We start from the raw sequence: 15,037 nt of genomic DNA, 5'->3' as shown, positions 1-15,037 counted from the left end.
GCTGGCGCCGCGTCCTCCCCGTCGCCCACGGTGGGCGGCGGAGGTGAGCCCCATGGGAGCGAAGGACGCCGTCGGGCGGTACGGGGAGAGGGTGGCCGCGGCCCACCTGGTCGAGGCCGGCTGGACCGTGCTCGACCGCAACTGGCGCGGGACGCGCGGCGAGCTCGACGTCGTCGCGCTGGACGGGGACGTGCTGGTCGCCGTCGAGGTGAAGACGCGTCGCGGCACCGGGTTCGGGCACCCTGCCCAGGCCGTGACGCCCGCGAAGCTCGGTCGCCTGCGCCGGCTCACGGGGGAGTGGCTCGCGACCCACGACGTGCGCGCACGGTCGGTCCGCATCGACGTCGTCGCGGTGCTCGTGGCGCGCGCGGGCGCGGCGCAGGTGGAGCACCTCGTCGGGGTGAGCGCCTGATGGGTCTGGGGACGACCCGCGCCGTCGCGCTCGTCGGGCTGTCGGGCCACGTCGTCGAGGTGCAGGCGCACCTGGCTGCCTCGGTGCCCGGCTTCGTGCTCGTCGGGCTCCCGGACGCGGCGCTCAGCGAGTCGCGCGACCGCGTGCGTGCGGCGGTCACCTCGTCGGGCATCCCGTGGCCCCAGCGCAAGGTCACGATCAACCTCTCGCCCGCGGCGCTCCCCAAGTCCGGCACGGGCTTCGACCTCGCGATCGCGGTCGCGCTGCTCGCGGGAGCCCAGGTCGTCCCGGCGCGCGCCGTGGAGGACGTCGTGCACCTCGGGGAGCTCGGCCTGGACGGCCGCCTGCAGCCCGTGCGCGGCGTCCTGCCCGCGGTGGCTGCGGCCGTCGCCGCCGGGTTCCCCGACGTCGTCGTGCCCGCGGCGGACGCCGAGGAGGCCCGGCTGGTGCCGGGAGCGCACGTCGTGGGGGCCACGACCCTCGCCGACGTCGCCCGGTTCCACGGGGCGTCGCTCGACGACCCGGGCGGTGCCGCGCCACCGGTCGTGGTGCCCCGCCCGGCCGCCGCGCGGCCGCAGCCGGGCGACCTCGCGGACGTCGTCGGGCAGCACGAGGCTCGGCACGCGCTCGAGGTCGCCGCGGCGGGCGGGCACCACCTGCTGCTGGTCGGTGCGCCGGGCGCGGGCAAGACGATGCTCGCGTCACGGCTGCCCGGGATCCTGCCCGACCTCACGGAGGGAGAGGCCGTCGAGGTGACCGCCGTCCACTCGGTGGCCGGGGTGTTCGACCCGGGCTCCGGGCTCGTCCGCCGCCCGCCGTACGAGGACCCCCACCACACGGCCACCCCGGCGGCGATCGTCGGGGGCGGCAGCGGCCTGCCCCGGCCCGGTGCCGCGTCGCGCGCGCACCGCGGGGTCCTCTTCCTGGACGAGGCACCGGAGTTCGGGGCGCGCGTGCTGCAGACCCTGCGGCAGCCGCTCGAGCACGGCGAGCTCGTGATCCACCGGGCCGGGGGGACGGCGCGCTACCCCGCGCGCTTCCAGCTCGTCCTGGCGGCGAACCCGTGCCCGTGCGGCAAGGGCGTCGGGAAGGGGCTCGAGTGCACGTGCTCGCCCGTCGCGCAGCGCCGCTACTTCGGCCGGCTCTCCGGTCCGCTGCTCGACCGGGTCGACGTCCAGGTCGAGGTCCGTCCCGTCACCCGGGTCGAGCGCGCGGACGCCGGGCAGCCGGAGCCGAGCGCGGCGGTCGCACGACGGGTCGCCGCCGCCCGGGAGACGGCGTCAGCGCGCCTGGCCGGGACGCCGTGGCGGACGAACGCCGAGGTGCCCGGCACGTGGCTGCGCGACCGGCTGGGGCCCGACCCCGGCCTGCTGACGGACGTCGACGCCGCGCTCGACCGCGGCACGCTGAGCCTGCGCGGCGCGGACCGTGTGCTGCGCCTCGCCTGGACGGTCGCCGACCTCGCCGGGCACGCCGCACCCACGCGCGCCGACGTCGGGGCCGGGCTCGCGCTCCGGACGCGGGGCTACCGTGGCTGAGCGCCGCGTGCACCCGACCGCACCCGTGCGCCCGGTCTTCGACGTCGCCGACGACCGGCTCGCGCGGGCGGCGTGGTCGCGCCTGGCGGAGCCCGGGGACGAGGTCGCGGTCGCGCTCGTCGAGCAGCTCGGGGCCCCGGGCGCGCTGGCCTGGCTCGTCGAGGCGGTGAACGACCCGGCGCAGGCCCGCCGCGAGTTCGTCCGGCTCGCGGAGGTCGCCGACGACGGCGGGTCGGGGCTGGGGCCGCTGCTCGGAGGGGCCGGGCCGGGCACCGCGGCAGCCGGCGACGACCGGCCCGCGCCCGGTCGCGACCCGCGGAGCGGGCCCGTCGCGCGGCTCCTGCGCGCCGTCGCGCGCTGGGCACCGCGGCTGGAGGGCCTCGACCCACGCCGCGAGCTCCACGTGCTCGACCGGCTCGACGGCTCCCTCGTCGTCCCGGGCGACCCGGGCTGGCCGACGCCCCTCGACGACCTGGGTCCGGGCCGTCCGCTCGCGCTCTGGGTCCGTGGCTCGGACGGCCTGGCGGCGCTGGCGGCGCGATCCGTCGCGGTCGTCGGGGCACGCGCGTGCACGGACTACGGGCGCCACGTGACCGGGGAGATCGCGTCCGGTCTCGCGGCGCGCGGGTTCACGGTCGTCTCGGGCGGTGCCTACGGCATCGACGCCGCGGCCCACCGCGCGGCGCTCGTGTCCGGCGGCCCGACGGTCGCGTTCCTCGCGGGCGGGGTGGACCGGCTGTACCCCGTCGGCAACACGGAGCTCCTCCGGGCCGTCGTCGGGACCGGGGGTGCCGTCGTGTCGGAGGTGCCGCCGGGATCCGTGCCCAGCCGGGTCCGCTTCCTGCTGCGCAACCGGCTCATCGCGGCGTTCGCGGGCGCGACCGTGGTCGTGGAGGCGGCCTGGCGCTCGGGATCGCTCAGCACGGCGGTCCGGGCCGCCGAGCTCTCGCGGCCCGTCGGCGCCGTCCCCGGACCCGTGACCTCGATGGCGTCGACCGGCTGCCACCGGCTCCTGCGCGACGGTGCCGCCGTGTGCGTCACCGACGCCGACGAGGTGGCGGAGCTGGCCGGAGCGCTGGCACGGGACGCGGCGCCGGGAGCACCGGCCGCGGGGACGCGCAGGGCGCCCCGCGACGCCGTGTACGACGGGCTCGACGCCGTCGAGACCCGGACGTGGGACGCCCTGCCGCTGCGGTCAGGGGTGCCGACGGACGCCGTCGCGCGGTCGGCGGGGCTCGCCGTCCCCGAGACCGTCGGTGCCCTCGGCCGGCTCGAGATCCGCGGCCTGGCCGAGCGGACGTCCGGCGGGTGGCGGCGCGTGCGCGCGAGCTGACCCCGGAGAGCACACCGGACGGCGCGTCTCCGGAAGGGCACCCGGACGGAGCGCCTCCGCGAGGCGCGCAGGCGCACGCGCCAGACTGGTCGCGTGACCCCGTCCGACCTCCCCGACGACCCGGCGGCCGAGCAGGGCGCCGACCGGGCGCCCGCGTCGGCCGACGCGCTGCCGGCGGCCCTGCGCGCGGCGCTCGCGGACTTCGCCGTGCACCTCGAGCTCGCCCAGGGCTCGTCCGCGCACACGGTGCGCGCGTACACGGGCGACGTCGAGGCGCTGCTGGGTCATGCGGCACGCCACGGCGCGGCGTCGCCGAGCGACGTCGACCTCGCCGCCCTGCGCGCATGGCTGACGGAGCAGTCGGAACGCGGGCTCGCCCGCGCGACGCTCGCGCGCCGGGGCGCCGCCGCGCGGGCGTTCTTCGACTGGGCGCGGCGGACCGGTCGCGTCGCGGCGGACCCGGCGGCACGGCTCGCGAGCCCGCGCGTCCCGCGCACCCTGCCGACCGTGCTCACGGCCGACGCGGCCGGTCGCATGCTCGACTGCGCGCGGGAGGCGGCCGCGTCGGGCGAGCCGGCCCGGCTGCGCGAGTGGGCCGCCGCGGAGCTCCTCTACGGGGCCGGCATCCGCGTGGGCGAGCTCGCGGGGATCGACGTGGACGACGTGGACCTGTCGCAGCGAGTCGTCCGGGTGCTCGGCAAGGGCGACAAGGAGCGCGTCGTCCCGTTCGGCGTCCCGGCGGCGCGGGCCGTGACCCGCTGGCTGGACGCGGGTCGGCCGGCGCTCGTGACGGAGCGGTCGGGTGCGGCGCTCCTCGTCGGGGACCGGGGCGGTCGGTGGGGGCAGCGACAGGTGCGCGACGCGGTGCACCGGCTCGCGCAGGCGGCCGGGGTCGACGACGTCGCTCCGCACGACCTGCGGCACAGCGCCGCGACGCACCTCCTCGCGGGCGGCTCGGACCTGCGCAGCGTCCAGGAGATCCTCGGGCACTCCTCGCTCGCGACGACGCAGCGCTACACCCACGTGACGGCCGAGCGGCTCCGCAGCTCGTTCGAGCAGGCCTTCCCGCGCGCCTGAGGCTCCGGGCGCGCAGGTCTTCCGGTCACGGCTCCCCGAGCGGGAGGAGCACGATCGGCGGCCGCTCGCCGAGCAGCGCGAGCGGGTCGACGTAGCGCTCGCCCCGCCGCACGCCCCAGTGCACGCAGGTGGCCGCGCAGTGGCTCGCGATGGCCCCGCCGCCTCCCGGTCCTTGCACGGTCCCGAGGACGCTCCCTGCGGCGACGCGCGTCCCCCGCGGTGCCACGGCGGTGACCGGCTCGAGCGACGTGCGCAGGCCGTCGTCGTGCGTGACGACCACCACGTCGCGGCCCGCGACCGGGCCGGCGAACGTGACGACCCCGGGTGCGGGGGCGAGGACGGTCTCCCCGGCGGCGGCGGCGAGGTCGACGCCCCGGTGGCCGGGCAGCCAGTCGTGCGGCGGAGGGTCGAACGGCGCGAGCACGCCGAGCGCGCCCGGAGCGCGGTCGAGCGGCGGCACCCACCCGGGGGAGGGGGCGGAGGCGGCGACCAGGAGCCCGCCCGGCGCCGCGGTCGCCCCCGGGACCAGGACGAGCAGGAGCGCGGTCAGCGCGAGGGCGACCGCACGTCGTCGGACGGTCGCAGGGGTACGGTCGAGAGCCATCGCGCCAGGGTGCCCGACGCGGGCCGTGGCCGGGCGGCGGGAGCCGGCGGCCTGTGGACGGCGGGTCGCGACGGCGCCCGGGACCGGCGGCTGTGGTCGGCCCTGCCGTCGGGTAGACTTGCCGCTGCGACCGGCGCGTTCGCCGTGCCCGGCCCGAGGTGATCACCTCGGCCGAGGACGGAGCCGGTCGACTTCGCGCGTCACGTCCTCGCCCATCCTCCCGGCTCCGCCGGACCGGGCGGGGCCGCGTCCGGCGTCGGTCCTGCCCGCACCTGCTCGAACGGTGCGTCGCAGGCGTCGGCACGGGTGACGCCAGGGGTGCGACCACCAGGGTCGTCACCGACAACCGCACCGCGGTCCGTCCCACGGGAGGGGCCGCCAGAAGCGTGCGCGCACCGGGTGGATCCCGGGCCGCACGGCGAAAGGACGTGTCATGGCCGTCGTGACCATGCGCCAGCTCCTCGAGAGCGGTGTCCACTTCGGGCACCAGACCCGCCGTTGGAACCCGAAGATGAAGCGCTTCATCTTCACGGAGCGCAACGGCATCTACATCGTCGACCTCCAGCAGTCGCTGTCGTACATCGACCGCGCGTACGAGTTCGTCAAGGAGACCGTCGCGCACGGCGGCTCCATCCTCTTCGTCGGCACCAAGAAGCAGGCCCAGGAGCCCGTGGCCGAGCAGGCCGCGCGCGTCGGGATGCCCTACGTGAACCACCGCTGGCTCGGCGGCATGCTCACCAACTTCACCACGGTGCACAAGCGTCTCCAGCGCCTCAAGGAGCTCGAGGAGATCGACTTCGACGACGTCGCCGGCTCGTCGCTCACCAAGAAGGAGCTCCTCGTCCTGCGTCGCGAGAAGGACAAGCTCGCCCGCACGCTCGGCGGCATCCGCGACATGGCGAAGGTCCCTTCCGCCGTGTGGATCGTCGACACGAACAAGGAGCACCTCGCGGTCGACGAGGCGCGCAAGCTCCACATCCCGATCGTCGCGATCCTGGACACCAACTGCGACCCCGACGTCGTGGACTACAAGATCCCGGGCAACGACGACGCGATCCGCTCCGTGACGCTGCTCACGCGCGTCATCGCGGACGCGGTCGCCGAGGGTCTGCTCCAGCGCCACTCCGGCCGTTCCGGTGCCGAGGCCGAGGCGGGCGCCGAGGCCGAGCCGCTGGCCGAGTGGGAGCGCGAGCTCCTCGCCGGTGCCGAGAAGCAGCTCGCGGCCGACGAGACCGCCGCCGAGGCGAACGTCGAGGCCGCCGCGGCCGAGGAGGTCGCCGAGGCCGCTGCCGAGGTCGCCGCCGAGGAGCCGGGCGACGCCGCTGCCGAGGTCGTGGCCGAGGCTGCTGCCGAGGTCGCCGCCGTCGCCGACGCGGAGGCCGTGGTCGCCGACGCCGAGGCCGACGAGACCAAGTGACGTCCCGGGGGGGGGGGGGGGGGGGGGGGGGGGGGGGGGAGTGGGTGGTCGCGTCGTTCCCCCCCCCCCCACCCCGTGCCGTCCCACCGGCGCACCGGGCACCGGCACGGTGCCCCAGCACGTACCCGTGACGAAGAACCCGTGACGAACCACGAGTGAGGAACCACCATGGCGAACTACACCGCCGCTGACATCAAGGCCCTGCGCGAGCGCACCGGCGCCGGCATGCTCGACGTCAAGAAGGCTCTGGACGAGGCGGACGGCGACGCGGAGAAGGCGCTCGAGATCATCCGCGTCAAGGGTCTGAAGGGCGTCGCCAAGCGCGAGGGCCGCTCGACCTCCGAGGGCCTCATCGCCGTCGACATCCGCGACACCGAGGGTGGCCAGGTCGCGACGCTCATCGAGCTCAACTCCGAGACGGACTTCGTCGCCAAGAACGACACGTTCATCTCGCTCGCGGACCGCGTCCTCAAGGCTGCCGCCGAGGCCGGCGCGCGCGACGCCGACGCGGCCCTCGCCGCGGACTCGGACGGCGAGACCGTCCAGGAGGTCATCGACAACCAGGCCGCGACGCTCGGCGAGAAGATCGTCCTGCGCCGCGTGACCCGCGTCGCCGGCGAGCGCGTCACGGCGTACCTGCACCGCACGGCGCGTGACCTGCCGCCGTCGATCGGCGTCGTCGTCGCCACGGACGCCGCGGGCGAGGCCGTCGCGAAGGACGTCGCGCAGCACGTCGCCGCGATGTCCCCGACGTACCTGTCGCGCGACGAGGTCCCGGCCGAGACGGTCGAGAACGAGCGCCGCATCGCCGAGGAGACCTCGCGCAACGAGGGCAAGCCCGAGGCCGCGCTGCCGAAGATCGTCGAGGGTCGTCTCAACGGCTACTTCAAGGACGTCGTCCTCGTCGACCAGCCGCTCGCGAAGGACCCGAAGAAGACGGTCGGCCAGGTCGTCTCCGAGGTCGGTGGCACCATCACCGAGTTCGTGCGGTACCGCGTCGGCGCCTGACGCCCCCGTCGGCCCGGTCCCGCCGCCCCCCGAGGCGGCGGGACCGGGCCGACCGCGCACCCGGCTCCGGGCGCGCGACGACCGGCGTCGTGCCGCACCATCGGGTGGGACGACGGCGGAGCAGGACCACCCCCCCACCCCACCGGGCCAGGACGAAGGACAGGTGTCGACAGTGACGGCAGGCGAGCAGACCACGCCCCGCGAGGGTTCCGAGCACCGGCGGGTGCTCCTCAAGCTGTCGGGCGAGACGTTCGGCGGCGGGCAGATCGGTCTGGCGCCCGACGTCGTCCAGCGCGTCGCCCAGGAGATCGCGGACGCGGTCGCCCAGGGCGTGCAGGTCGCCATCGTCGTCGGCGGCGGGAACTTCTTCCGCGGCGCCGAGCTCTCCCAGCGCGGGCTCGACCGCGCGCGTGCCGACTACATGGGCATGCTCGGCACCGTCATGAACTGCCTCGCGCTCCAGGACTTCCTCGAGCAGGCGGGGGTGAAGACGCGCGTGCAGACCGCCATCACGATGGGCCAGGTCGCCGAGCCGTACATCCCGCTGCGGGCGATCCGCCACCTCGAGAAGGGCCGCGTCGTCATCTTCGGCGCCGGCGCCGGCATGCCCTACTTCTCCACCGACACGGTCTCCGTGCAGCGCGCCCTCGAGACGCACTGCCAGGAGGTCCTCATGGGCAAGAACGGCGTGGACGGCGTCTACACCGCCGACCCGCGCAAGGACCCGTCGGCGACGAAGCTCGACCACCTCACGTACACCGACGCGCTCGTCAACGACCTCGGGGTCATGGACGCGACGGCGCTGAGCCTGTGCCGGGACAACGACGTGCGGATGCGCGTCTTCGGCATGAGCGAGCCGGGGAACGTCACGCGTGCCCTGGTCGGCGAGAATATTGGCACACTGGTCACGACCGACTGACGACGGACACCGCACGACCCCACCGACGAACGACGAAGGAGCACTGGTGATCGACGAGACCCTCCTCGAGGCCGAGGAGAAGATGGACAAGGCCGTCGAGGTGGCCAAGGAGGACTTCGCCGCGATCCGCACGGGCCGTGCGAACGCCGCGATGTTCAACAAGATCACGGTCGACTACTACGGCGCGTCGACGCCGCTGCAGCAGCTCGCGTCGTTCACGGTGACCGAGGCGCGCACGATCCTCGTCTCCCCGTTCGACAAGAGCTCGATCACGGCGGTCGAGAAGTCGCTACGCGACTCCGACCTCGGCGTGAACCCCTCCAACGACGGCAACGTCATCCGGGTCGTGCTGCCCGCCCTCACGGAGGAGCGCCGCCGTGACTTCGTGAAGCTCGCCAAGGCGAAGGCCGAGGACTCGCGCGTCGCGATCCGCAACGTGCGCCGTCGCGCCAAGGAGGAGCTGGACCGCATCGCGCGCGACGGCGAGGCCGGCGAGGACGAGGTCGGGCGCGCCGAGAAGGAGCTCGAGGCCCTCACCAAGGCGCACGTGGACCAGGTGGACGCGCTCCTCGCGGGCAAGGAGAGCGAGCTGCTCGAGGTCTGAGCACCTCGTCCGGCGAGCTCTTCCACGCACCGATGACCGACACCTCCTCGACGGCCGCCGGCGACAGCACCTCCGCGGCGCGCGCTCCCCAGGCGGGCCGCAACCTCCCCGTGGCGATCGCGGTGGGCCTCGGCCTGCTCGCGCTCGTCGCGGCGAGCCTCGCCTTCCGGCCCGAGTTCTTCGTGCTGCTCGCGACCGTGGCGGTCGGCGCCGCGCTGTGGGAGCTCGCCCAGGCGTTCAAGCGCCGCGAGCTGCACCTCCCGCTCCTCCCGCTCCTCGTGGGCACGGTCGGCATCCTCGTGTCCTCGTACTACTCGGGGCCCGAGGCCCTGCTCGTCTCCTTCATGCTCACGGTCGCGGGCGCGGTCGTGTGGCGGGTCATCGACGGGTCGGGGACGGCGGCGGTGCGCGACGCCGCGGCGGCCACGTTCGCGGCGGCGTACCTGCCGTTCATGGCGGGCTTCGTGATGCTCATGCTGGCCGCTCCCGACGGGCGCGTGCGGGTCCTGATCTTCATCCTGCTCGCCGTCGCGAACGACGTCGGCGGGTACGTCGCCGGCGTCCTGTTCGGGCGCCACCCGCTGGCCCCCTCCGTGAGCCCCAAGAAGTCCTGGGAGGGGCTGGCGGGCTCGTTCGTGCTCGCGACGGCGGTCGGCGTGGTCGGGGCCGTGGTGGGCCTCGGGGCGAGCCCGCTCGTGGGCGTCGCGCTGGGCATCCTCGCCCCGCTCACGGCGACGGTCGGCGACCTCGCCGAGTCGATGATCAAGCGCGACCTAGAATTGAAGGACATGGGGTCGCTCCTGCCCGGTCACGGAGGCATCCTGGACCGGCTCGACTCCATGCTCCTCACCGCCCCGTTCGTGTACGTGCTCCTCGCGCTGGCCGTCTGACAGCCGTCCGACAGCCCGCTCGCACCGCGGTGCGAACCGTCCGCACGACCCCCCACGCTTGGACCTCCTCATGACCGTCCGTTCCGTCCGCCCGTCCGCGGAGTCGAAGCCGCTCCCGCTCGTCATGACCGCGCCCCGGCGCGGCAAGCCGCCGCGCCACTTCGCCGACCTCGCGCCCGAGGAGGTGCGCGACGTCGTCGTCGAGCTCGGGGAGAAGCCGTTCCGCGCCAAGCAGCTCGCGACGCACTACTACGCGCACCTCACGCGCGACCCCGAGGCGATGACGGACCTGCCGAAGGCGACGCGCGACGTGCTCACGGACGCGCTCTTCCCGCCGCTGCTCACCGCGGCGCGCCGGATGGAGGCCGACGGCGGGACGACCGTCAAGACGCTGTGGCACCTTTTCGACGGCGCCAAAGTCGAGTCGGTGCTCATGCGGTACCCGCAGCGCTCCACGCTGTGCGTGTCGAGCCAGGCGGGCTGCGGCATGGCGTGCCCGTTCTGCGCGACGGGGCAGCTCGGCCTCACGCGCAACCTCTCCGTCGCCGAGATCGTCGAGCAGGTGCGCTCCGCCGCCCGGTCGCTCGCGGACGGGGAGATCCCCGGCGGCCCGACCCGGCTCAACAACCTCGTGTTCATGGGCATGGGGGAGCCGCTCGCCAACTACAAGGCCGTCATGGGCACGGTCCGACGCCTCGTGGCGCCGGCCCCGGACGGGCTCGGCATGTCGGCGCGCAACATCACGGTGTCGACGGTCGGCCTCGTCCCGGCGATGCGCAAGCTCGCCGACGAGGGCATCCCGGTGACGCTCGCGCTGTCGCTGCACGCCCCCGACGACGACCTGCGCAGCGAGCTCGTGCCGATCAACACGCGGTGGAGCGTCGACGAGACGCTCGACGCGGCGCGGCACTACTTCGAGGTCACCGGACGGCGCGTGAGCATCGAGTACGCGCTCATCAAGGACATGAACGACCACGCGTGGCGTGCCGACCTGCTCGGCGAGAAGCTCAACGCCCGGGGTCGCGGCTGGGTGCACGTCAACCCGATCCCGCTCAACCCGACGCCCGGCTCGATCTGGACGGCCAGCGACCCTGCCGTCGAGGCGGAGTTCGTGGCACGATTGCGCGGTCACGGGATCCCGACGACGATCCGTGACACCCGCGGCAGCGACATCGACGGTGCCTGCGGGCAGCTCGCGGCAGAGGAGGACGAGTGAGTTCGCTGTTCACCACGGTCGGCAAGACCCGGAACGGGTACGACCCCGAGGAGGTCGACGACTTCTTCGAGCACGCCCGCGACGTGTACGAGGGCCGGGTGCAGGAGCGGCTGACCAGCACCGAGATCCAGGCCTCGGTCTTCGACCTGGTCCGTGGGGGATACGACACGCACGAGGTCGACGCGGCGCTGGACCGCCTCGAGGGTGCGTTCATCGCGCGCCAGCGCGCCGAGTACGTCGCCGCCCACGGCCAGCAGGCCTGGATGAACGCGCTCGCCGAGCGCGCCCGGTCGCTCTACGGCCGCCTGGGCCGCCCGGACGGTGAGAAGTTCGCGCTCGCGGAGCGCGGCAAGCCCGCGTACGACATCGACGACGTGGACGACCTGTGCGACCGGCTCGTCGCCTACTTCGACCGTCAGGTGCCGATCACCGCGGCGGAGATCCGCTCCGCGACGTTCGGCCGTGCGCGGGGTCGCGACGGGTACGCGGAGGGTCCGGTCGACGCGTTCTTCGCCCGCGCCATCGAGGTCCTGCTCGGCGTCGAGTGACGACGCCCCAGGACCCGGCGCGCGTGAGCCTCGATCCGCGGACGTCCGCGAACCCGCTGGTGCGCCGCGCCGCCTCGTGGCTGAGGGCGGCCAACGACCGGCACCCGTGGAACCACAACGAGCACTTCCACGGCTGGGTCGTGCGCCGGGTGCCGCGCGGCGCCCGGGTCGTGCTCGACGTGGGCTGCGGGGCCGGCGTGCTGCTCGGCCGGCTGCGCCGCCGGGCTCCCGAGGTCCACGGGATCGACGCCGACGCGGGCATGGTCGCCCAGGCTCGGGCGCGCCTCGCCGCCGACCCCGCCGTCACCGTCCGGCAGCTCGGGTTCGACGACGTCCGCTCGCCCGACGACGTCCGCTCACCCGGCGAGCCCGGTCCTCCGGGACGCCCCACCGGCCCGGACGCCCGGGTGGGCGGGGGCTACGACGCGGTGACGATGGTCGCGGTGCTGCACCATCTCGACCTCGACGACGGACTCGCGCACGCCCGCAGCCTCCTCGCCCCGGGCGGGCGGCTGCTCGTCGTCGGCCTCGCGCGCGTGGTGTCGGCGCGCGACCTCGCGGTCGACGTCCCGTCGGCGCTCCTCAACCCCCTCGTGGGCCTCGTCAAGCACCCGCGCCGAGCCCGGCCCGGGGATCCCGGGACGGACGCCCCGGGCATGCCGGTCCGGGACCCGCGGCACACCGTCGACGAGATCGCGCGCACGGCCCGGGCGCACCTGCCCGGGGTGCGCGTGCGCCGTCGGCTCTTCTTCCGGTACACGCTCGAGTGGACGGCCCCGCGCTGACGCGTCGGGACGCGCCGTGCGCACGCACCGCCCGCGGCCTGGGAGGATGGGAACCATGCCCGACGGACCCGCCCCCGCCCTCCGCACCGTGACGCTCCTCGGCTCGACCGGGTCGATCGGCACGCAGGCGATCGACGTCGTCCAGGCCCACCCCGACCGGTTCCGCGTCGACGCGCTCTCGGCGGGCGGCGGAGACGTGGAGCTGCTCGCGCGCCAGGCCGCGACGCTGGGCGTGCGCGCGGTCGGCGTCGCCGACGCGTCGCGCGCCACGGCGCTGGGCGAGGCGCTGGCGCGCGCCTTCGCCGGACGCGCGGACGTCCCCGAGGTGCTCGCCGGGCCCGACGCCGCCGCTGCGCTCGCCGCCCGGGGGAGCGACGTCGTCCTCAACGGCGTCACGGGTTCCGTCGGGCTCGGCCCGACGCTCGCCGCGCTGCGCGCCGGGTCCACGCTGGCCCTCGCGAACAAGGAGTCGCTCGTCGCCGGGGGTGCCCTGGTGCGCGCGGCGCAGCAGCACTCCGACCAGATCGTGCCCGTCGACTCCGAGCACTCGGCCATCGCGCAGTGCCTGCGGTCCGGGACGCGGGCCGAGGTGCGCCGGCTGATCGTGACCGCCTCCGGCGGGCCCTTCCGCGGGTGGGACGCGGACGCGGTCAAGGCGGCGACGGTCGAGCAGGCGCTCGCGCACCCCACGTGGGCCATGGGTCCGGTCGTCACCGTGAACTCCGCGAGCCTCATGAACAAGGGCCTCGAGCTCATCGAGGCGCACCTGCTGTTCGACGTCCCCGCCGACGACATCACGGTCGTCGTCCACCCGCAGTCCGTGGTGCACTCGATGGTCGAGTTCGTCGACGGCTCGACGATCGCGCAGGCGTCGCCCCCGGACATGCGCCTGCCCATCGCGCTCGGGCTGTCGTGGCCCGAGCGGCTCGACCCCGTGACCCCGCCGTGCGACTGGACGGCCGCGACGTCGTGGACGTTCGAGCCCCTCGACGACGCCGCGTTCCCCGCGGTGAGCCTCGCGCGCGCCGCCGTCGCGGCGAGCGCGACCCACCCGGCGGTCTACAACGCCGCCAACGAGGAGGCCGTCGCGGCCTTCCTCAGCGGACGCGCAGGTTTCGGTGACATCGTGACGACCGTCGAGCGTGTGCTCGCGGCGCACGACGGAACCTCCGCGGACGCCGTGACGTTGGACGACGTGGCGGAGGCCGAGGCCTGGGCGCGCGCCCGCGCGCGCGAGATCCTGGACCGCCGGTGACGAGCAAGCGTCCGGTCGCGTCGAGCGCCCGGGCCGAGAAGGAGCAGAGGGACAGATGGCGACGCTGATCGGCATCCTCGTGATCGTGGTCGGGATCGTCGTCTCGATCGCGCTGCACGAGGTCGGGCACATGGTGCCCGCCAAGAGGTTCGGCGTCCGCGTGAGCCAGTACATGGTCGGGTTCGGCCCGACCCTGTGGTCGCGCACCCGGGGCGAGACCGAGTACGGGTTCAAGGCGATCCCGCTCGGCGGCTACGTCCGCCTCGTCGGCATGTACCCGCCCGCGCCCGCCGGTGCGCGCCCGCGGGGGAACGGCTTCTTCTCGCAGGTCGTCGCCGACGCCCGCGACGCGAGCACCGAGGAGATCCGGCCCGGCGAGGAGCACCGGGCCTTCTACAACCTCTCCGCCCCCAAGAAGGTCGTCGTCATGCTCGGCGGCCCCTTCATGAACCTCCTCATCGCGTTCGTGCTCATGGCGATCGTGTGCGTCGGCATCGGCCTGCCCGCCGTCACGACGACGGTCGGGTCCGTGTCCGCGTGCGTCCCGTCGGTCGTCGCGACCGAGCAGGAGGAGTGCGCGGCCACGGCCGACCCGTCGCCGGCGGCCGCCGCCGGACTGGAGCCGGGCGACACCGTGGTGTCGTTCGACGGCACGGAGGTCACCTCCTGGGACCAGCTCTCGGGGATGATCCGCGGCTCCGCCGGACAGGCGACGCCCGTCGTCGTCGAGCGCGACGGCGAGCAGGTCGACCTCACCATCACGCCGGTCGACGTGGAGCGCCAGGTCGTCGCCGAGGACGGGACGCCCGTCGTGGACGAGTCCGGCGACCCGGTGACCGAGCCCGCCGGCTTCGTCGGCTTCACCCCGACGGTGGAGCGGCAGCCCACGGGGATCGGCGTCGCGGCCGAGGCCACGTGGCAGCAGGTGAGCGGCACGGCGGGGATCATCGTCACCCTGCCCGTGAAGGTCTACGAGGCCGCCCAGGCCGCGTTCACCGACGCGCCCCGCGGTCAGGACTCCGTGATGAGCGTCGTCGGCGTCGGCCGTGTCGCGGTGGACGTGGCAGGTGCCGAGAGCCCGGTCCTCGACCGCGTCGTCACGATGCTCATGCTGCTCGCCGCGCTCAACGTGGCCCTGTTCGTCTTCAACCTCATCCCGCTGCTGCCGCTCGACGGCGGGCACGTCGTCAACGCCCTCTACGAGGGGGCCAAGCGCACGGTCGCCCGGGTCCGCGGCCTCCCGCGCCCCGGCCCGGCGGACCTCGCCCGCATGATGCCCGTCGCGTACGTCATGTTCGTCGTCCTCGTCGGCGTCGGCGCCCTCCTCATCCTCGCCGACATCATCGACCCCGTCCGCCTGACCTGAGCGCACGGACGGGCCCGGGACCACGCCTCTGCGGGTCCCGGGCCCGTCCTCTTGCGCGACGTCTT

At 75.0% G+C, this 15,037-nt stretch carries 15 protein-coding genes; 14 read left to right on the top strand and 1 reads right to left on the bottom strand.

Features of this window, described 5'->3' with window-relative positions; genetic code table 11:
• Positions 1 to 52: 52 nt before the first annotated feature.
• The 4 genes from ACTJIY_RS08765 to ACTJIY_RS08750 all read left to right on the top strand — a co-directional run bounded on the left by ACTJIY_RS08765 (position 53) and on the right by ACTJIY_RS08750 (position 4,360).
• Entirely contained in the window at positions 53 to 412 is a 360-nt protein-coding gene (locus tag ACTJIY_RS08765) for a YraN family protein (protein WP_253051277.1), read from the top strand.
• Positions 412 to 1,950, top strand: coding sequence for a YifB family Mg chelatase-like AAA ATPase (locus tag ACTJIY_RS08760; protein WP_440674957.1), 1,539 nt, complete (start codon positions 412 to 414; stop codon positions 1,948 to 1,950). Before ACTJIY_RS08765 ends, ACTJIY_RS08760 begins: the two co-directional genes overlap by 1 nt.
• Positions 1,943 to 3,283 (top strand): DNA-processing protein DprA, encoded by a 1,341-nt coding sequence (gene dprA, locus ACTJIY_RS08755; RefSeq protein WP_440674958.1) that lies wholly within the window; start codon positions 1,943 to 1,945, stop codon positions 3,281 to 3,283. The genes ACTJIY_RS08760 and dprA overlap by 8 nt, the downstream gene beginning before the upstream one ends.
• 168 nt (positions 3,284 to 3,451) lie before the next feature.
• The gene (locus ACTJIY_RS08750; protein ID WP_440674964.1) at positions 3,452 to 4,360 is read left to right on the top strand and encodes a tyrosine recombinase XerC; all 909 of its coding nucleotides are present in this window, start codon (positions 3,452 to 3,454) and stop codon (positions 4,358 to 4,360) included.
• Positions 4,361 to 4,385: 25 nt separating this feature from the next.
• Here ACTJIY_RS08750 and ACTJIY_RS08745 read toward each other — a convergent pair whose 3' ends face one another.
• Entirely contained in the window at positions 4,386 to 4,964 is a 579-nt protein-coding gene (locus ACTJIY_RS08745) for a M23 family metallopeptidase (RefSeq protein WP_253051280.1), read from the bottom strand.
• A 433-nt stretch (positions 4,965 to 5,397) separates the two neighbouring features.
• Here ACTJIY_RS08745 and rpsB point away from each other — a divergent pair, with 433 nt between their 5' ends.
• The 10 genes from rpsB to ACTJIY_RS08695 all read left to right on the top strand — a co-directional run bounded on the left by rpsB (position 5,398) and on the right by ACTJIY_RS08695 (position 14,972).
• On the top strand, positions 5,398 to 6,381 hold the full coding sequence (gene rpsB, locus ACTJIY_RS08740) for a 30S ribosomal protein S2 (RefSeq protein ID WP_253051281.1): 984 nt from the start codon (positions 5,398 to 5,400) through the stop codon (positions 6,379 to 6,381).
• A 168-nt stretch (positions 6,382 to 6,549) separates the two neighbouring features.
• On the top strand, positions 6,550 to 7,389 hold the full coding sequence (tsf, locus tag ACTJIY_RS08735) for a translation elongation factor Ts (RefSeq protein ID WP_253051282.1): 840 nt from the start codon (positions 6,550 to 6,552) through the stop codon (positions 7,387 to 7,389).
• 163 nt (positions 7,390 to 7,552) lie between these two features.
• Positions 7,553 to 8,308, top strand: coding sequence for a UMP kinase (gene pyrH, locus ACTJIY_RS08730; protein ID WP_253051283.1), 756 nt, complete (start codon positions 7,553 to 7,555; stop codon positions 8,306 to 8,308).
• A gap of 46 nt (positions 8,309 to 8,354) precedes the next feature.
• The gene (frr, locus tag ACTJIY_RS08725; RefSeq protein WP_440674959.1) at positions 8,355 to 8,912 is read left to right on the top strand and encodes a ribosome recycling factor; all 558 of its coding nucleotides are present in this window, start codon (positions 8,355 to 8,357) and stop codon (positions 8,910 to 8,912) included.
• A gap of 32 nt (positions 8,913 to 8,944) precedes the next feature.
• Positions 8,945 to 9,802, top strand: a complete 858-nt coding sequence (locus ACTJIY_RS08720) for a phosphatidate cytidylyltransferase (protein ID WP_440674960.1) — start codon at positions 8,945 to 8,947, stop codon at positions 9,800 to 9,802.
• A gap of 124 nt (positions 9,803 to 9,926) precedes the next feature.
• On the top strand, positions 9,927 to 11,018 hold the full coding sequence (gene rlmN, locus ACTJIY_RS08715) for a 23S rRNA (adenine(2503)-C(2))-methyltransferase RlmN (protein WP_253051465.1): 1,092 nt from the start codon (positions 9,927 to 9,929) through the stop codon (positions 11,016 to 11,018).
• Positions 11,015 to 11,566, top strand: coding sequence for a DivIVA domain-containing protein (locus tag ACTJIY_RS08710; RefSeq protein ID WP_253051286.1), 552 nt, complete (start codon positions 11,015 to 11,017; stop codon positions 11,564 to 11,566). The genes rlmN and ACTJIY_RS08710 overlap by 4 nt, the downstream gene beginning before the upstream one ends.
• Before the next feature lie 23 nt (positions 11,567 to 11,589).
• Complete coding sequence (locus ACTJIY_RS08705; RefSeq protein ID WP_253051287.1) at positions 11,590 to 12,351, top strand: class I SAM-dependent methyltransferase; 762 nt, start codon at positions 11,590 to 11,592, stop codon at positions 12,349 to 12,351.
• A gap of 55 nt (positions 12,352 to 12,406) precedes the next feature.
• On the top strand, positions 12,407 to 13,606 hold the full coding sequence (gene dxr / locus ACTJIY_RS08700) for a 1-deoxy-D-xylulose-5-phosphate reductoisomerase (RefSeq protein ID WP_440674961.1): 1,200 nt from the start codon (positions 12,407 to 12,409) through the stop codon (positions 13,604 to 13,606).
• A 55-nt stretch (positions 13,607 to 13,661) separates the two neighbouring features.
• Positions 13,662 to 14,972 carry a M50 family metallopeptidase gene (locus tag ACTJIY_RS08695; RefSeq protein WP_253051289.1) on the top strand — a complete coding sequence of 437 codons (1,311 nt, stop codon included), beginning with the start codon at positions 13,662 to 13,664 and terminating at the stop codon, positions 14,970 to 14,972.
• Positions 14,973 to 15,037 lie beyond the last annotated feature (65 nt).

The organism is Cellulosimicrobium sp. 22598 (genome assembly GCF_052044445.1).
Taxonomy (GTDB): domain Bacteria; phylum Actinomycetota; class Actinomycetes; order Actinomycetales; family Cellulomonadaceae; genus Cellulosimicrobium; species Cellulosimicrobium cellulans_G.
This window is presented reverse-complemented; position numbering and strand designations above follow the sequence as displayed.